The 18,677-nt window shown below is 39.8% G+C and carries 17 protein-coding genes; 10 read left to right on the forward strand and 7 right to left on the reverse strand.

Going from position 1 to position 18,677, the window contains the following annotated elements; translation table 11 throughout:
* Positions 1-73: 73 nt before the first annotated feature.
* Both AAC851_RS12990 and rpoD read right to left on the reverse strand, forming a co-directional pair.
* Positions 74-361: a YbeD family protein gene (locus tag AAC851_RS12990; RefSeq protein WP_075315009.1), complete on the reverse strand. Its 288-nt coding sequence runs from the start codon at positions 359-361 to the stop codon at positions 74-76.
* A 138-nt stretch (positions 362-499) separates the two neighbouring features.
* The gene (gene rpoD, locus AAC851_RS12995) at positions 500-2,380 is read right to left on the reverse strand and encodes an RNA polymerase sigma factor RpoD (protein ID WP_004681517.1); all 1,881 of its coding nucleotides are present in this window, start codon (positions 2,378-2,380) and stop codon (positions 500-502) included.
* A gap of 343 nt (positions 2,381-2,723) precedes the next feature.
* On the opposite strand from rpoD, the gene AAC851_RS13000 reads away from it, so the two are divergent.
* Positions 2,724-2,930, forward strand: coding sequence for a PA3496 family putative envelope integrity protein (locus AAC851_RS13000; protein ID WP_004640386.1), 207 nt, complete (start codon positions 2,724-2,726; stop codon positions 2,928-2,930).
* Between the two features lie 72 nt (positions 2,931-3,002).
* The gene (locus AAC851_RS13005) at positions 3,003-3,527 is read left to right on the forward strand and encodes a YecA/YgfB family protein (RefSeq protein WP_004640385.1); all 525 of its coding nucleotides are present in this window, start codon (positions 3,003-3,005) and stop codon (positions 3,525-3,527) included.
* A 128-nt stretch (positions 3,528-3,655) separates the two neighbouring features.
* Here AAC851_RS13005 and AAC851_RS13010 read toward each other — a convergent pair whose 3' ends face one another.
* Entirely contained in the window at positions 3,656-4,261 is a 606-nt protein-coding gene (locus tag AAC851_RS13010; RefSeq protein WP_008941587.1) for a LysE family translocator, read from the reverse strand.
* Positions 4,262-4,363: 102 nt separating this feature from the next.
* On the opposite strand from AAC851_RS13010, the gene AAC851_RS13015 reads away from it, so the two are divergent.
* Complete coding sequence (locus AAC851_RS13015) at positions 4,364-5,239, forward strand: LysR family transcriptional regulator (protein WP_160126946.1); 876 nt, start codon at positions 4,364-4,366, stop codon at positions 5,237-5,239.
* 71 nt (positions 5,240-5,310) lie between these two features.
* Here AAC851_RS13015 and tmpT read toward each other — a convergent pair whose 3' ends face one another.
* From tmpT to trhO, 3 genes are all read right to left on the reverse strand, one after another.
* Complete coding sequence (tmpT, locus tag AAC851_RS13020) at positions 5,311-5,961, reverse strand: thiopurine S-methyltransferase (RefSeq protein ID WP_008941586.1); 651 nt, start codon at positions 5,959-5,961, stop codon at positions 5,311-5,313.
* 15 nt (positions 5,962-5,976) lie between these two features.
* Positions 5,977-6,597 carry a DedA family protein gene (locus tag AAC851_RS13025; RefSeq protein WP_100833920.1) on the reverse strand — a complete coding sequence of 207 codons (621 nt, stop codon included), beginning with the start codon at positions 6,595-6,597 and terminating at the stop codon, positions 5,977-5,979.
* Between the two features lie 137 nt (positions 6,598-6,734).
* Positions 6,735-7,667 carry an oxygen-dependent tRNA uridine(34) hydroxylase TrhO gene (gene trhO / locus AAC851_RS13030; protein ID WP_075315025.1) on the reverse strand — a complete coding sequence of 311 codons (933 nt, stop codon included), beginning with the start codon at positions 7,665-7,667 and terminating at the stop codon, positions 6,735-6,737.
* A gap of 110 nt (positions 7,668-7,777) precedes the next feature.
* Here trhO and AAC851_RS13035 point away from each other — a divergent pair, with 110 nt between their 5' ends.
* On the forward strand, positions 7,778-8,266 hold the full coding sequence (locus tag AAC851_RS13035; RefSeq protein ID WP_005089435.1) for a DUF1289 domain-containing protein: 489 nt from the start codon (positions 7,778-7,780) through the stop codon (positions 8,264-8,266).
* A 65-nt stretch (positions 8,267-8,331) separates the two neighbouring features.
* Here the strand turns inward: AAC851_RS13035 and gltA are convergent, their stop codons facing one another.
* A complete protein-coding gene (gene gltA / locus AAC851_RS13040; protein ID WP_004640370.1) occupies positions 8,332-9,606 on the reverse strand; it encodes a citrate synthase in 1,275 nt (424 codons plus the stop codon).
* Between the two features lie 901 nt (positions 9,607-10,507).
* On the opposite strand from gltA, the gene sdhC reads away from it, so the two are divergent.
* From sdhC to odhB, 6 genes are all read left to right on the forward strand, one after another.
* The gene (sdhC, locus tag AAC851_RS13045) at positions 10,508-10,909 is read left to right on the forward strand and encodes a succinate dehydrogenase, cytochrome b556 subunit (RefSeq protein ID WP_004640364.1); all 402 of its coding nucleotides are present in this window, start codon (positions 10,508-10,510) and stop codon (positions 10,907-10,909) included.
* Positions 10,909-11,274 (forward strand): succinate dehydrogenase, hydrophobic membrane anchor protein, encoded by a 366-nt coding sequence (sdhD, locus tag AAC851_RS13050; RefSeq protein WP_005083003.1) that lies wholly within the window; start codon positions 10,909-10,911, stop codon positions 11,272-11,274. The genes sdhC and sdhD overlap by 1 nt, the downstream gene beginning before the upstream one ends.
* Positions 11,275-11,283: 9 nt before the next feature.
* Positions 11,284-13,179, forward strand: a complete 1,896-nt coding sequence (sdhA, locus tag AAC851_RS13055; protein ID WP_171503512.1) for a succinate dehydrogenase flavoprotein subunit — start codon at positions 11,284-11,286, stop codon at positions 13,177-13,179.
* 14 nt (positions 13,180-13,193) lie between these two features.
* Positions 13,194-13,904, forward strand: coding sequence for a succinate dehydrogenase iron-sulfur subunit (locus AAC851_RS13060; protein WP_005083000.1), 711 nt, complete (start codon positions 13,194-13,196; stop codon positions 13,902-13,904).
* Between the two features lie 707 nt (positions 13,905-14,611).
* Positions 14,612-17,452 carry a 2-oxoglutarate dehydrogenase E1 component gene (locus AAC851_RS13065; RefSeq protein WP_340600934.1) on the forward strand — a complete coding sequence of 947 codons (2,841 nt, stop codon included), beginning with the start codon at positions 14,612-14,614 and terminating at the stop codon, positions 17,450-17,452.
* On the forward strand, positions 17,452-18,639 hold the full coding sequence (odhB, locus tag AAC851_RS13070) for a 2-oxoglutarate dehydrogenase complex dihydrolipoyllysine-residue succinyltransferase (RefSeq protein WP_340600935.1): 1,188 nt from the start codon (positions 17,452-17,454) through the stop codon (positions 18,637-18,639). Before AAC851_RS13065 ends, odhB begins: the two co-directional genes overlap by 1 nt.
* Positions 18,640-18,677 lie beyond the last annotated feature (38 nt).

Consider the following 18,677-nt stretch of genomic DNA (forward strand, 5'->3'; position numbering starts at 1 on the left):
AACATTCTATCGTTATGATTGTTCTGAGTGAAAAGAAAAAATCCAAAACACTTTCGTATTTTGGATTTTTCTATTAAAGCGCTGTCTTAATTAAAGGACATGCTGCAAGATCTGCATACAGTGCATGAACTTGCTCCAGCTCTTCAAAACGCAATTGTGCGGTTAAAGAATGGTATTTACCTGTGCGTGAAGGCTGAATTTTAATTGATTCACCATCAAAGTTAGGGAAGTGCTTCTGCAAAATATCAACAACAGCTACTCGAAGTTCATCCCCTGCATTACCAATCAATTTGATTGGATAGTCCATCGGGAAAACCCAAAGATGTTCTTGCAATTCACGAGAAGGAGTGCGGTCTAACATGAGCAACCTCTTAATTTGAAACGCCTGCATCAGTGCAGGCGCTTATGATCTAATACATAAATGGGGATAAAGTATTAAACTTCAAGCCCTGCGTAAGAGCAAAGCATTGCTTTGCTTTTACACAGGATTTTCCCAATATTAGTCGTTTTCCAAGAATGAACGTAAGTGTTCTGAACGAGACGGATGACGCAGCTTACGTAAAGCTTTCGCTTCAATCTGACGAATACGTTCACGGGTTACGTCAAACTGTTTACCTACTTCTTCTAGAGTATGGTCGGTTGGCATATCAATACCAAAACGCATTTTCAATACTTTCGCTTCACGTTCAGTTAAGTTCTCAAGGACTTCACGCGTCGCTTCTTTTAAGCCTTCTGAGGTTGCTGCATCTACTGGGGAAGTGATGTTTGAGTCCTCAATGAAGTCACCAAGATGCGAATCTTCATCATCACCGATCGGTGTTTCCATCGAAATCGGTTCTTTTGCGATTTTAAGGACTTTACGAACTTTAACTTCGTCCATTTCTAGACGCTCACCCAATTCTTCAGGTGTTGGTTCACGGCCCATTTCTTGAAGTAGTTGGCGAGACACACGGTTGATCTTGTTAATCGTTTCAATCATGTGAACAGGAATACGAATAGTACGTGCCTGATCCGCAATCGAACGGGTAATTGCCTGACGGATCCACCAAGTTGCGTAAGTCGAGAATTTATAACCACGACGATATTCAAACTTATCTACGGCTTTCATCAGACCGATGTTACCTTCTTGAATCAAGTCAAGGAACTGTAAGCCACGGTTGGTATATTTCTTCGCAATCGAAATTACTAAACGTAAGTTTGCTTCAACCATTTCTTTCTTGGCACGGCGTGCTTTTGCTTCACCTACAGCCATACGTTTAGAAATATCTTTGATATCTTTCACGTTTAAGCCAAGTTCTTTTTCGATATCAGCAATCTTTTGTTGGAATGCCAATACATCAGGACGAACTTTTTCTAAATGTGTTTTGATTTCCGCAGGAGCTTTTGCAATTTGCTCATCTAACCAAGCTGGATTTGATTCTTGCTCAGGGAAGGTCGTGCGGAAAGTTGTACGATCCATACGACCACGACGAACTGCATAGCGCATGATTTCACGCTCATTGGCACGAATTTGATCATGCGTACCACGAATCATTTCAGAAATGATATCAAATAAACGTGGTGTAAATTTGAACATCATAAATACAGCAGCTAATGCTTCAAGAGCAGCTTCTGCTTCTTTGCTATTACGACCATGCTTTTCGATAATGGCTTTAGTATCGTTCCAAGCTGTTTCTAATTCGGTGAAACGTATTTTTGCAACTTCAGGATCTGGACCTGAATCACCTTCAGAGTCATCATCACTTTCAGATTCTTCTTCATCGTCATCATCGAGTTTAACTTCTTTGGTTGTTGAAGTTGGGCTTTTTTCTTCCTCGATTTCAGCTTCATCTTCAAGAACTTCAGGAATCTCTTCGTCTGTTTCTGGGTCTAAATAACCAGAGAGAATATCGGCAAGACGACGCTCACCAGTTAGAAAGTCATTATATTCTTGTAAAACCACTTCGACGGCATTTGGCCAGTAAGCAATCGAATGTAAAACATCACGAATACCTTCTTCGATACGTTTCGCAATGCTGATCTCGCCTTCACGGGTTAGAAGTTCAACCGTACCCATTTCACGCATGTACATACGTACTGGATCTGTAGTACGACCTGGCTCACTTTCAACCGATGCTAATACGGCAGCAGCTTCTTCTTCAGCAACTTCATCCGCTGCTTCAGTCGATTCACCAAACATAGTGTCATCAGTTTCTGGTGCGCGTTCATGCACTGGAATACCGACGTCTTGGAGCATTTGAATAATATCTTCAATCTGCTCACTTTCTGTAATCGAGTCTGGTAGATGATCGTTAACCTCAGCGTAAGTTAAGTAACCTTGTTCTTTGCCTCGGCTAATCAGAGCCGCTACTTGCGAAGTAGGGGAATGCATATCGCTCATCTTTGCTTACTCTTTTGTTGAATCTGTGGCGGTGAAAAACCGTGCATGATAGCACAATTCACGAGGAATGTTTTGGATTTGATCCGTTTGCACTAAATAAAAAATAGGTTTCATTTTCCAATGATTTTTTGAATATGGGGGTGTGTTGTATTTTTTCAAGCCTAAAATTCCTAAACGTGTTTTTATACCTAAAGTTCTTAGATTATAAATACACAAAAAAACTGCTGAAAAAAAGTACAAAACCGCGATTTATAGTAAAAAAAGCAAATAAAACTTGACAAGAAAATCTAAGACAGATAAATAGCGGCTAGGCCCATTAACATTTTTTCATTTGAGGTACTTAGTGTCTTCTACAGATTTTGAACTAGATGATGACAACTACGGTGAAGACGACGCTGGTTTTGATGAGTCATCAAGCAAGCTCAGTGCTAAAGAATCATTAGAAAAGCGCCGTTTAATCGATGATTTGTTAGCGCAACGCCGTTTAGAGCGAGAATTAAAAGATTTTGATTATGATTTCGACGACGACGATTTTGATGACGAAGATTAAGCAAAATTGCTTAAGATTTTAGGTTCTAAAATGTTATGCTGTTGACGATGTATTTTTAGAGTTGGATAGAGAATGAGCACGTTAGATTTAGACTTATTGAGTAATTATCTTGACGGTGATCAAAACGAATACGGTCTAGATTTCGCTGCAACTCATGGCTTTTTATGCGCAATTGCTGTCGGTCCTACTTTTGATCGCTGGTTAGATGAGCTTTTTGATAATAATCAAAAGAAAGTTCCAAGTGATGTGATTGAGCAAATCAAACTTTGGTTGGAATCAATTCGTCAGGATTTGGCGAATGAGGATGGCATTGAGTTTCCATTTGAAATCGAAGAAGCTGATGTTGATTCAAGTTTAGGTGATTGGAGTGTCGGCTTTGTTGATGCAATGTTCTTAAATGAAGATGCTTGGTTTGCACCTGAATATGAAGAACAATTAGTAGATTTGACGCTACCGATTATGGTGTTTAGCGGTATTGATGAAGAAGACCCACAAATGGAGTCTTTCCGTCGCAACGGTCAACTCATGGATGAATTGGCAGAAGAGATTCCAGATAATTTAAACGAAATTTATCTCATGTACCATACGCCTAGCTAAAGCTGTAGATCTTGTGTTGCGCAAGGGTGAAGCTTGCGTATCACAAAAAAAGATTAATTAAAAACGTCCGTAATGGACGTTTTTTTTATGATTTTTGCTGTGTTGTTTTTATAGTTAACTTTTTTGATTTACAGGTTTGCGAATAACAAACTCAGACCTAATCCACTGAGTATCATGCCAATTAATCGGTTGAGTAGGAGCTGTTTAGCTAAAATTTTGTGCCGAATCGCTGGTGTTGAGCAGAAAATCGTAATTAAGCAAAACCAGATCAGATGGCTACTAGAAATAAAGATACCATAAGCGAGAAGCGTAAATAGTTGGTTCTCTATCGTCATGATCTGAGAATAAATGCTCATCACAAATAAGGTTGTTTTTGGATTTAAGCTATTGGTTAAAAATCCATGTTTGAATGCTTGCCAACTGGTGATGTTTGTCTGCTTGTTATTTAACTTAACGGAAGTTTGGGTGTACGTCTTATAGCCAATATATATGAGATATGCTGCACCAATATATTGGATAAGTTGAATAAAATCAGGAAGAAGGCTCTTCAAAAAGTTTAATCCGATTAAACTATAGCTAATATGAATCCAAACACCACATGCAATTCCATAGGCGGTACAAATTCCTAAATTTCGCCCATATAGGTAACTATTTCGAGTAACAAGTGCGAAGTCTGCACCAGGGCTGATCACAGCGAGTAGGGTAATCAAACCTACTGTTAATATTTCATTCACTCATCTATTCCTAATAAGACTTTTTACATAATTTTCATATTTTTCATAATCTTGTTATATTTAAAATCGAAAATAATTCGCATAAATATATGAGTTTTTGGAATGATTGAGCGTCTATCACTGAATTCATTAAAGTTTTTTTATTTTGCAGCACACTATGAAAGTGTGACGGTTGCGGCTGATCGTTTATTTGTGACGCAAGGTGCAGTGAGTAAACAAATTAGAAATTTAGAAGATGCTTTAGGTTTTACTTTATTTATTCGAGCATCTAGAAAGCTCAGTTTAACTGCTGAAGGAGAAGCTTTGTTTGATTGCTGCCAGCAAGCTTTTCAGCAAATTGACCAATGTTTAACACAATTAAATAAACAATCAGTAGTACAAAAAAATTTGGTTCTTTCATGTGAGCCTACTTTAGCGATGAAGTGGCTGATACCACGTCTAATTCATTTTAAGCAGCTCTATCCTGACTTCGAGGTTACTCTTTTAACAGGAGGAGGGAGTGTTGATTTTAAACAGCAAAATATTGATTTAGCTTTGAGACGAAATGATTTTGATTGGGGTGAATCAATCTATAGTGAGAAAATTGCGGATGAGCAAATGCTATGTGTTACAGCGAGTAAGATAACTCGGCAAACCAATCAGATATTTATTTCAACATCACGGAGTAAATTGTGGCAGCAATTTCAGTATAAACATTCAGAGCAATTCAAAGGTTATTCTAAAACAGAACTAGAGCACTTTTATTTGTGTATCGAGGCTTGTTTGGTTGGTTTAGGCGCGACTTTAGTTTCGACCTACATGGTCGAACGCGAGATCAAACATCAGTTATTACAACCAATCAGTTCCATATATCAGGATGAATCTGCCTACTTTCTATTGTCTGCGGAGCCTTTTGAGGAAGATGTACGTAAAGTATTATTTTGTGATTGGCTAAGAGAACAGATGCAAGCCAGTCAGTTAGAGTTTGGTTTGAGCTAAACAATAGACTTGTTCTGAATCAACCAAACATATTGATCCATTCCGCAACAGGCATATGTCTTATTTTTAAATTAAGGGTTGTTGACTGTTGAAAGTTTGCTTAAATGCCAAGCATGTTCATAGGCAATCAGTTTGCCTTTCAAATTTTCTGTATTGGAAGCGAGTAATTTAATCTCGTAATGATTTGCATAATGGGCTGTTAATTCATATTCGGGAACTGAAAAGGGTGGTCCTGCTAATAGGGATTGATCGTATTCTAAGCTAATCAGAAGTTGAGGTGCTTGGTTGCTAATTTGAAGTAAATGCTGTGCATATGCTGATCGCATTTGCTCTGGTAGTGCGATGAGTGCTGCTCGATCATAGATTGCATCTATTTTGCCAAGATGGTCGGCTGTTAATTCAAAAAAGTTACCCGTAAATAGTTCGATCTGCGCATGCTGATAGTAAGTCAATCCACCTATTTGAGTTCCTTTAAAATTGAGTTCTAAGTTGCTCATTAAATCTTGAATTGCAACAGGGCTCAAATCAATACCAATCACATGATAACCTTGATCAAGTAACCAAGCTAAATCCAAGCTTTTACCGCAAAGAGGAACAAAGATTCGAGCATTTTTAGCCAGATTGAGTGAGCTTAGATATTGTGTCAATAAGCTGTGAGGCTGATCGAGATGAAAACCGATATTGTTGGTTTGCCACTTGTTATGCCAAAAATCGTGTTGCATTCTTAGAACTCTCTTTTAATTAAATTTATCTTTTGATGCATTAAACTTCTTCACACCTCGCCACAAGAGATAGAGGATAGCTGCACTTAAAACAATATAACCGATGCGTTGTGTAACAGCAGTCATCAAAGCCTGATTTTCACTAAAGTAATAACCCGTATAGGCAAGAAAACTGGTCCAGATTACTGTTCCTGCAGCACTATAACTCATGAATTTGTGAAAGGGCATCCTGCTCATTCCTGCTGGAATGCTAATCAGTGAACGTACAGCTGGAATCATTCGACCAAAAAAAACCACACGATGTCCGTGCTTTTCAAACCAACTTAAAGACTTTTCTAGGTCAGTTGTACTTATTCTTAAATATTTTCCATAGCGCTCTACAAAGCGAAATAAATAATGTTGTGGAATTTTTCGACCAATCCAATATAGCAGCATGGCTGCGGATAGAGAGCCTGCACTCCCTGCAATGATCACACCGATTAAAGTTAAATCTCCCTTGGAAGCAGTGTAACCTGCTGAGGGCATAATTACTTCTGATGGAATCGGTGGGAAAATATTATCGAGAAACATTAAAAATGCGATACCAAGATAACCAAGTTTCTCCATGATGGATAAGACCCAATCTTCTAATCCCATAGCTCTTTAAATCTATCTATTGTGTGGTAATCAAGAATAGTTGCTATTTAATGAGTGCTCAATAAATGATTAGTTAATAATTTTAACCAAATAAAAAAAAGCCTTAGTATCAACTAAGGCTTTTGAAATGTCAGAAATTATAAACGTTTACGTTTTGCCGCAGCAATTTGCGACTGGCGCATACGGAATCCTTCTTTTTGCTTCTCTGTTGTTTTATCAATACAGAAAACACAAGAGACACCATGTTCATAACTTGGTAATGCTGCCTCTTCTTGGGTTAAAGGCCAACCGCACGCGTGACATTTGATATTCTCGCCTTCTTCAACACCGTGAGTCACTGCTGTTCGACCATCAAAGACGAAACATTCGCCTTCCCACATACTTTCTTCAGCAGGCGTTTCTTCGAGATATTTAAGAATACCGCCTTTAAGGTGATAAACCTCATTGAACCCTTCTTGTAAGAGGAGGGAGGTTGATTTCTCACAACGAATACCACCTGTACAGAACATTGCAATTTTTTTATCTTTATGTTGTTCAAGGTTTTGTTTTACGTATTCAGGAAACTCTCGGAAAGACTCAGTTTTAGGATCAATTGCGCCCTTAAATGTGCCTGCTTTATATTCATAATCATTACGTGTATCAATCAGGATGACATCATCGCGGCTGATCAGCTCATTCCATTCTTTGGGATCAAGATAATGTCCAACCAGATCGCGTGGCTTTACTTCAACGCCTAAGGTTACGATCTCTTTTTTTAGTTTAATCTTCATTTTACGGAATGGTTTATCAGAGCTGAATGACTCCTTATATTCCATTTCGGTAAAACCTTCGTTGAGTAAAAATTGGTGGACTGCATCGATCGCGGCGCGATCTCCTGCAACCGTACCGTTAATTCCTTCAGGGGCAACAATCAGAGTTCCACATAAATTGATGCTATTCACTAAGTCTAAAAGACGTTTTTGCAGATCGGCTGCATCCGAAACTTCTTTAAATTGATATAGTGCCGCAACAACCCAATTATTGGTCGCTTGCTGTTCTACAGGTGCAAGCTGTTCTACAGTAGCGTTCATGGATAACTCCAAATGTATTAAGATAGGAAAATAAAGGCGCATATTTTAGCGCGAAATTTTAAAATAAGCGAGAAAACCATAAAATAAATATGGTTTTATAGGAGTTGATTTTGAGTAATGATCGTCGAATTCCATCATTGACGCCATGTGCAGGGCGTTGCTCAACGGTATTTGGTGATCTGGTCTGTCGAGGATGTCGACGTTTTAACCACGAGGTCATTCAGTGGAATACATATACACCAGAGCAGCGTTTAGCGGTATGGAGTCGTTTGGATACGCAGTTGGATCAAATTTTAGTTCCGTTATTGCCAAACGCTAATCTTCAACATGTTGAAGGGTTTATTCAGCATAAAAGAGTTCGAGTTTTAGAATCGGCGAGTCGAGGACGAAAGCTTTATCACGCTTTGAAAATTTGTGAGAAGAATAAGCATTTGGCTCAAGAAAGTGGGTTGGGTATTGTAGATACACAAGTCAAACCGATTTGGGATGAATTTGAGCGTCGTGTATTGGCATTGGCAAAGGCAAGTTATGAGTTGGCGTGGTTGCGTGCTGATGGCATTAGTCACAATTTAATGCGTATGCTCGAAGATGATGAATGATTTAAAATGAAACCAAAACAGAAAAGCTGCCAGTAGGCAGCTTTTCTAACATTAATTTTGGAAAATTAACGTTTGATGTCGCGTTGAGTTTCGCCAGTATAAAGCTGACGAGGGCGACCGATTTTGTAAGGTGCGCTGTGCATTTCTAACCAGTGGCTGATCCAACCAACAGTACGTGCAAGCGCGAAGATTACTGTAAACATTTCTGTTGGGATACCGATCGCTTTTAAGATGATACCTGAGTAGAAGTCTACGTTTGGATAAAGCTTGCGTTCAACGAAGTATGGGTCGCTAAGTGCAATACGCTCAAGTTCCATTGCAAGTGCAAGTTGTGGATCGTTGATACCTAACGCTTCAAGTACTTCGTCACATGTTTGTTTCATAACTTTCGCACGTGGGTCGAAGTTTTTATACACACGGTGACCGAAGCCCATGAGTTTAACTTCTTTGCGTTTTACTTTTTCCATGAATTCAGCAACATTTTCTACGCTACCGATTTCATCTAACATACGAAGTACAGCTTCGTTTGCGCCGCCGTGAGCAGGTCCCCAAAGTGCAGAAATCCCTGAAGAGATACATGCGTAAGGGTTAGCACCGGTAGAGCCAGCTAGACGTACTGTCGATGTAGATGCATTTTGCTCATGGTCTGCATGAAGCGTGAAGATGCGATCCATTGCTTTAGCAAGAACAGGATTTACTTTGTAATCACGGTCAGCAGGTGTTGCAAACATCATGTGTAAGAAGTTTTCTGCATAACCTAAATCATTACGTGGGTAAATGAATGGTTGACCTACAGTATATTTGTAGCTCCACGCAGCAAGTGTTGGGATTTTAGCGATTAAACGAATCGCAGTAATTTCACGATGGTTAACATCTTCAATGTCAAGTGCATTGTGATAGAACGCAGATAAAGCACCAACAACACCAACCATGATCGCCATAGGATGAGCATCACGACGGAAACCATTGAAGAAACGGCTGACTTGATCGTGAACCATGGTGTGGTTACGTACTTTTGCGTCAAATTCTGCTTTTTGTTCAGCAGTCGGAAGCTCGCCATTTAAAAGTAAATAACAAGTTTCTAAGTAGTCCGCTTGAGTTGCTAATTGATCAATTGGATAGCCACGGTGTAATAAAACACCTTTGTCACCATCAATGAATGTGATCTTAGATTCGCAAGCAGCTGTCGCCATAAAACCAGGATCGAAAGTAAAGTGACCTGATGCTAATACATCTTTAACGTCAATTACATCTGGGCCCAATGTGCCGCTGTAAATTGGTAATTCAATTTCTTTGCCATCAAGCTTTAATACGGCTTTTTTGCCAGTTGCTGCAGACATTCAATAGATCTCCTGTCCTGGTGAATGATTATCTGACTCGAAATCCTAATCTTGTCATGTGCGAATCAGACGGTGTCAAAATTTGCTATAAGAGTAGTGGCTACTAAAATTTTGTCAATTATACTTAGGGATAAAAATGACGTTGCTACAGCCAATGAGTCATTCTTTATCGAAGAAAAAACTGAGTAAAATCACAGCACCGGTCGAGTATAATATGTCAAATCAAGTTTTAGGTGCATAAAAAAAATGAAGCATCAGTACAATTGTAAGTAAATTTTTATTTAGGCAATGTTTTGGTGCTTATAAAATAAATACTTATGTGAATCATAATGCTTATATAACTCAAGCATTAGCATTAAATAATGGTTCAAAAATTATCTTTAAAACATATTGGGGATTGCATAATCGATTCATTATGGTGCATTTGTTTGTATAAAAAATGACTTATTCTTTTTTTTAATCAATTTGAAAAAATAGATTATTGCTTATTTATATTTAATATCAAAATGAGGGGTATTATTTTTAACAATATTTGAAATTGATAGATTCAGTTCAATCTTAAGCTGAAAACTATGAATATTTGATGAAATAAAATAGAAAAACGTTAGCAAATAGGTGGTAATTGATAAAATTACACGTTTTTAAAAAATTATTTATAAAACAATTGGATGGTTTGTTTTTTGCTGGTATTTGTATGTTGGTGATATAATTATTTGCGTGAATGATTCTTATTTATAGCTTTTTTAGACTAAAGCGAAAGTTGATTGTTTGTATTTTGATATTTCACGTCTTATAATTCGGTGTCGTTATATAGGTTAGGCATGTGCTGTGCTTGCCTGACAATGCCAGCTTTCCTTTGAATTAATTCAAACAAACTCCAGTTGGAGTTTCTACCTACAGGATGCCCGCTGTGAAAAGCAACAGACCTGTCAATTTGTCCATGGGTCAGGTGTTAGCGGTAAATTTACGCTCACCCGTGGCTATTGCATCAATTCTACACCGTCTATCAGGTGTAATCGTTTTCTTATTAGTCGCTGTTCTTTTATGGATTTTGGATAAATCTTTATCTTCACCAGAAGGATTTGACTACGTTAAAAATGTCGTATTCGGAAATATCTTTGTACGTTTCATCGTATGGGTATTTGTAGCAGGTTTACTTTTCCACTTTATTGCAGGGATTAAACATCTTCTTGCAGACCTAGGTTTTGCCGAGGAGTTACAAAGTGGTCGTATTGCGGCTACAGTTTCGTTGATCTTATCTGTGATCAGTATTGTCGCAGCTTTTGTATGGATTATGTTCTAATGAAAAGTGCTACAGGTTTAACAGGTTCGGGTTCTCGCGATTGGTATATCCAACGTGTCAGTGCTGTGGTTTTAGCAGCATATACCGTTGTTATTCTGGGTTGGATCCTTTGTAACAGTGGCTTCGGTTATGAACAATGGGCTGGCTTTATGCTGACTTTGCCAATGAAGATTTTTTCTTTATTAGCTGTTCTATCACTTGTTGCTCACGCATGGATTGGGATGTGGCAAGTCTTTACTGACTATGTAACGACTCGTCAAATGGGGCCTTCGGCTTCAGGCTTACGCCTTGTGTTGACTTCTGCTGTCATTATTTCAGTGTTCGTGTACGCAATCTGGGGTATCCAGATTTTCTGGGCAAATTGATAGGAAGAGATCATGGCAACTACCCCTAATGAAAATTATTCAAACATCCAGACCTTATCATTCGATGCAGTCATCGTTGGTGGTGGTGGTTCTGGTATGCGTGCAGCTTACCAACTTGCTCAAGCGGGTTTGAAGGTTGCAGTATTAACCAAAGTATTCCCAACACGTTCGCATACAGTTGCTGCTCAAGGTGGTATCGGTGCGTCGTTAGGTAACATGCAAGAAGATAACTGGCACTATCACTTCTATGACACGGTAAAAGGTTCTGACTGGTTAGGTGATCAGGACGCTATCGAGTTCATGACGCGTGAAGCGCCAAAAGTTGTATATGAGCTTGAACACTTGGGTATGCCGTTTGACCGTAACGAAGATGGAACGATTTATCAACGTCCATTTGGTGGTCACTCTGCAAACTATGGTGAAAAAGCGGTCCCACGTGCTTGTGCTGCTGCTGACCGTACTGGGCATGCATTGCTTCATACGCTTTATCAAAGCAACGTGAAAATGGGTACTCAGTTCTTCGTTGAATGGATTGCATTAGATTTAATCCGTAATGAAGCAGGTGATGTACTTGGTGTAACTGCATACGATCAAGAAACAGGTAATATTGCAGTATTCCAAGCGAAAGCTACATTATTTGCTACAGGTGGTGCGGGTCGTGTGTATCGTGCATCAACCAATGCTTATATCAATACTGGTGACGGTCTTGGTATGGCTGCGCGTGCAGGTATTCCATTGCAAGATATGGAGTTCTGGCAGTTCCACCCAACAGGTGTTGCGGGCGCGGGTGTATTGTTGACAGAAGGTTGTCGTGGTGAAGGTGGTATCCTTCGTAACAAAGACGGCGAACCGTTCATGGAACGTTATGCACCAACTTTAAAAGACTTGGCTCCTCGTGATTTCGTATCACGTTCAATGGACCAAGAGATTAAAGAAGGTCGTGGTTGTGGTCCAAAAGCAGATTATATCTTATTAGATATGACGCATTTGGGTGCTGAAACGATTATGAAGCGTCTTCCATCTGTATTTGAGATCGGTAAGAAATTCGCAAACGTTGACTGCACCAAAGAACCAATCCCAGTTGTGCCAACAATCCATTATCAAATGGGTGGTATTCCAACCAATATTCATGGTCAAGTGGTTGTGCCACATGGTGTTGAAGAGGGTGAGTTCTCTGCGCATTATGATAAAGACACGAAAGAATATACCTATAAAGGTACACGTGATTATGTGAAACCAGTTAAAGGTTTCTATGCAATTGGTGAGTGTTCTTGTGTATCTGTACATGGTGCAAACCGTTTAGGTACGAACTCGTTGCTTGACCTTGTGGTATTTGGTAAAGCTGCTGGTGAACATATCATTGATTATGTAACTAAGCATCACGGTGATGACTATGCACCATTACCAAATGATGTGCTAGAAAATACCTTGGCGCGTGTGCGTAAATTAGATGAGTCTACATCTGGTGAAAATGCACAAGAAGTTGCTGATGCGATTCGTGATATCGTACAAGATCATGCTGGTGTATTCCGTACACAGGCATTACTTGACAAGGGTGTGAAAGAGATCCTTGCGATTGAACCACGTGTTCGCAATATTCACTTGAAAGACAAATCTAAGGTATTTAACACTGCGCGTGTAGAAGCATTAGAAGTGGAAAACTTGTATGAAGTTGCGAAAGCAACCTTGATTTCTGCTGCTGCTCGTAAAGAGTGTCGTGGTGCGCATACGGTTGTTGACTATGAGTTAGCACCTGATCACCCAACTTATTCTTACGGTCGTCGTGATGATGAGTGGATGAAGCATACATTATGGTACTCATCAGACAACCGTCTTGAATATAAGCCAGTACGTTTCAGCCCATTAACGGTTGAAGCAATTGAACCAAAACCACGTACATTCTAATCGGGAGAACAAAGATGAGTAGAGGCACTCGTACATTCGAAATCTACCGCTATGATCCTGATAAGGACAAAGCGCCGTACATGCAAACTTTTAAACTTGAGTTAACGGATAAGCATCGTATGTTGCTTGATGCGTTACTTGCGTTGAAAGTTCAAGATGAAACATTAACGTTCCGTCGTTCATGCCGTGAAGGTATTTGTGGTTCGGATGGTGTAAACATCAATGGTAAAAATGGTTTGGCTTGTTTATGGAATTTAAACGACCTACCTGAGAAAATTGTGATTCGTCCTTTGCCTGGTTTACCAGTGGTAAAAGACTTGGTTGTAGATATGAACCAGTTCTACGATCAATATAACAAAATTCAGCCATTCTTGATTAACAACCAGCCAGCTCCACCAAAAGAGCGTCTACAGTCTCAAGAAGAGCGTGAGCACTTAGATGGTTTGTATGAATGTATTCTTTGTGCATGTTGTTCAACGTCTTGTCCATCATTCTGGTGGAACCCTGATAAGTTCCTTGGACCATCAGCGTTGTTAAATGCATATCGCTTTATTATTGATTCTCGCGATACAGCAACGCAAGAACGTTTGGCTCGTTTAGATGATCCATTCTCTTTGTTCCGTTGTAAGGGAATCATGAACTGTGTATCTGTATGTCCTAAAGGTCTGAACCCGACAAAGGCAATTGGTCACATTCGTAATATGTTGTTGGATCAAGCGGGATAATTCGTTTTTCCAACAAAAAAAGGAGGCTTTGTATTGGCCTCCTTTTTCTATTTAAAGACACTTTTGGTAAGAGCTATTGTTGTTTGAGAGTGAAAATATCAATTATTGGTTTTGCTGTTAAATCAAATTGATTAAATGAATAAGTTTATTGCTGCTGTCTTTTTGATCGCTGTGCGTGAAGTTTGTGCAAGAATTGTAGCGATTGTTAAACTTTGGTCGATAAAAGCGCAACTTTCATAAAAAGGGCGGTATATTAGAGCATAATTTGTTGTATGTATTTCGCTGCTTTATAGATGGTATGTGTCAAAAAAATCAATCCGAGCTTGATAACATGTTAGCATTTCTGCCACAGCTAAAAACCCAAAATGAGCGTATCCTTGTTATAGGAGAAATTGCATCATTTAAATATTAAAATTTTGCAGCTGAAAAGTTATTTTAGAAAAGTTAAAAAATTATTTAATTTTTCTAAAATGATTTGCAAAAAATTGCTCGATTCTATCGAGTATAAGAATGAGTTATGTGCCTTGCGTTCAGAGGTGCATAGCTCATTTATTACATCAAAGGATTACTCCTGATGTGTAGTAATGATGACCTGAGGTCGAAAGACCTTGGGCGGTAGTGTCTTGTTACCAATTTGACATTATGAATCATGGGTATGCTTAAAAGGCAGCCCGAATTATTTTTTGCAATAGGAAATGGGTCCAAAAATGCAAGAAGTTGCTGACGCGCTGCGTCTTGACACTGAACTTTCTGCTGATAGTGCAGCTTATATTGAAGATCTTTACGAGCTGTACCTATCATCGCCAACCTTAGTTTCTGAGGATTGGCGTGAATACTTCGACAAATACCCTAAAGGTGATCAACCACACGGTAATGTACGCGAACAGTTCCTTTTGTTAGGACGCAATGCGAATCGGGTACAACCAATGGTACAAAGTACCGTGAGTACTGAGCATGAGCGTCGTCAAATTGGTGTTTTACAACTCATCGCTGCGTATCGTAACCGTGGTCATCAAAAAGCTAAACTCGATCCATTAGGTCTTGCGAAACGTGAAAATGTTCCTGACCTCGATTTATCAGCTCACGGTTTAACCAAATCAGACCTAGATACAGTATTCAATACTGGTAATCTCGCAATTGGCAAAGCAGAAGCAACATTGTCTGAAATGATTGAGGCAATGGAAGCGATTTACTGCAGTTCAATTGGTGCAGAATATATGCATATCGTTGACACGAAAGAAAAGCGTTGGATTCAACAACGTTTAGAAAGCGTGCGCGGTAAATTTAATTTTACCAATGATCAGAAAAAAGGCTTCTTAGAGCGTTTAACTGCTGCGGAAGGTCTAGAAAAGTATCTTGGTAACAAATTCGTTGGTGCGAAGCGTTTTGGCGTAGAGGGCGGTGAGTCTTTTATTCCAATGATGAACGAAATCATTCAACGCGCGGGTAGTGTTGGTTGTAAAGAAGTTGTGATTGGTATGCCACACCGTGGTCGTCTCAACCTTCTTGTCAACATCATGGGTAAAAACCCGGCTGACTTATTTGGTGAGTTTGAAGGGAAGAGCCTGCATAAAAAAGGTTCTGGTGATGTGAAGTATCACCAAGGTTTCTCTTCGAATGTTATGACACCGGGTGGTGAAGTTCACTTAGCACTTGCATTTAACCCATCACACTTGGAAATCGTTGGTCCAGTGGTTGAAGGTTCTGTACGTGCGCGTCAAGTACGTCGTAAAGACATTGGTGGTGATGATGTACTTCCTGTGATTGTTCACGGTGATGCGGCATTCGCAGGTCAAGGTGTTAACCAAGAAACCTTCCAAATGTCACAGACACGTGGCTATACAGTCGGTGGTACGGTTCATATCGTGATCAACAACCAAGTTGGTTTTACGACATCTGATCCACGTGATACACGTTCGACGGAGTATTGTACTGACGTTGCTAAAATGATTCAGGCTCCGATTTTCCACGTGAATGGTGATGATCCTGAAGCTGTCATTTTCGCGACTCAACTTGCACATGATTTCCGTCATGAGTTCCGCAAAGATGTGATTTTAGACTTGTTCTGTTATCGTCGTCGTGGTCACAATGAAGCTGATGAGCCATCTGCGACTCAGCCATTGATGTATCAAGTCATCAATAAAAAAGCGACTACACGTACTTTATACGCTGACCAATTGGTACAAGAAAAAATTCTTGATCGCGCAAGTGCGGATCAAATGATTGAAGATTATCGCTCTGATTTAGAAGCAGGTAATCATGTTGCAAATGCATTGGTTCGCCAACCAAACAAACATATGTTTGTTGATTGGACACCTTATTTGGGTCACGAATATACCGATGTTTGGGATACAACATTCAACATTGATCGTTTGAAAGAGCTTGGTAAAACGATGAATACATTGCCGGAAGGCTTTGTGTTACAGCGTCAAGTTCAGAAAGTGATTGATGATCGCGTTAAAATGCAAACTGGAGAAATGCCACTCAACTGGGGTGCGGCTGAAACTTTAGCTTATGCAACTTTACTTGATGATGGTTTCTTAGTTCGTATTACAGGTGAAGACGTTGGTCGTGGTACATTCTCTCACCGTCACGCTAAGTTACATAACCAAGTGGATGGATCTGTTTACATTCCACTGTGTCACATTAAAGAAAATCAACCACGTGTTGCGGTTTATGACTCTTTATTGTCAGAAGAAGCTGTACTTGCTTTTGAATATGGCTATGCCACAACTTTGCCAAAAAGTTTAATTGTTTGGGAAGCACAATTTGGTGACTTCGCAAACTGTGCACAAGTTGTAATTGACCAATTCATCGCTTCTGGTGAAACCAAGTGGGAGCGTGTATGTGGTTTAACGATGTTGTTACCACATGGTTATGAAGGTCAAGGTCCAGAGCATTCATCTGCACGTTTAGAGCGTTTCTTGCAGCTTTGTGCAGAAGACAATATGCAAGTGATTACACCAACAACGCCAGCACAAATTTTCCATGCGTTACGTCGTCAGGCTGTTCGTCCAATCCGTAAGCCGATGATCGTGATGTCACCGAAATCTTTATTACGTCACAAACTTGCTGTTTCATCTTTAGATGAATTGGCAAATGGTTCATTCCAAACTGTGATCGATGAAGTGGATCAAATCAACAAAGCTGGTGTCACTCGTTTAGTGCTTTGTGGCGGTAAGGTTTATTACGATTTACTCGAAAAGCGTCGTGAGCTTGGTTTAAACCATATTGCGCTTGTTCGTATCGAGCAATTGTATCCTTATCCAGAACAGCGCTTAGCTGAAGTGATGGCTCAGTATCCAAACATCGAAGAACTTGTTTGGGCACAAGAAGAACCGAAGAACCAAGGCGCTTGGTTATTCATCGTTCCTCGTTTGTATGAAGACGTTCTTAAATCTGGTAAACAAATTCGTATTAGCTATGCTGGTCGTGAAGCATCTGCCGCACCTGCTTGTGGCTCGCCTTACCTGCATGCAAAACAACAAGCTCAGCTTATCAACGACGCACTTGCGATTGAAGTTGAACAATCAGGAGATTCTAAATAATGGCAACCGAAATTAAAGCACCGGTATTTCCAGAGTCAGTTGCTGACGGTACGATCGCAACTTGGCACAAGAAAGTAGGTGAACCTGTATCACGTGATGAAGTGATCTGTGACATTGAAACCGATAAAGTTGTTTTAGAAGTGGTTGCTCCAGCTGATGGTAGCTTAGTTGCAATCGTTAAAGATGAAGGTGATACCGTTCTTTCTGACGAAGTTATCGCTCAATTCGAAGCTGGTGCTGTTTCTGCAGCTGCTCCTGAAGCTGCTGCACCAGTAGAAGCGGCACCTGCTGCATCTGCACCTGCTGCTGCGTCAACTCAAGCAGTTGATCAAAACCAAGCGCCTGCAGTTCGTAAAGCGTTATCTGAAACAGGTATCAATGCTGCTGATGTACAAGGTACTGGCCGTGGTGGTCGCATCACCAAAGAAGATGTTGCAAACCATAAGCCAGCTGCATCAGTTCAACCATTAAGCGTTGCTGTAGGCGAGCGCATCGAGAAACGTGTTCCAATGACTCGTTTACGTAAGCGTGTTGCTGAACGTTTATTGGCTGCTACGCAACAAACTGCAATGTTAACCACGTTCAACGAAGTTAACATGAAGCCAATCATGGAAATGCGTAAGCAATATAAAGATGCTTTCGAAAAACGTCATGGTGCTCGTTTAGGCTTTATGTCTTTCTTTGTTAAAGCAGCAACTGAAGCGTTAAAGCGTTACCCAGCTGTAAATGCATCTATTGATGGTGATGATATCGTTTATCACGGTTTCTATGACATCGGTGTTGCAGTATCAAGTGACCGTGGTCTAGTTGTGCCTATCCTTCGTGATACTGATCGTATGAACTATGCTGAAGTTGAAAGCGGTATCGCTGCTTATGCTGGTAAAGCACGTGAAGGTAAATTATCGATTGAAGAAATGACGGGTGGTACGTTCACAATTACTAATGGTGGTACGTTTGGTTCATTGCTTTCAACGCCGATCTTAAACCAACCACAAACTGCGATTTTGGGTATGCATAAAATCCAAGAACGTCCAATGGCTGTGAATGGTCAAGTTGAAATCTTGCCAATGATGTACTTAGCACTTTCTTATGACCACCGTTTAATCGATGGTAAAGAAGCTGTAGGTTTCTTGGTAACAATCAAAGAATTGTTAGAAGAGCCAGCTAAACTCATTCTTGATCTTTAATACTACAAATATTGCCTCCCATATAAAGTGATCCTTTA

Source organism: Acinetobacter sp. HZNU-JH01 (assembly GCF_037996845.1).
GTDB lineage: Bacteria > Pseudomonadota > Gammaproteobacteria > Pseudomonadales > Moraxellaceae > Acinetobacter > Acinetobacter haemolyticus.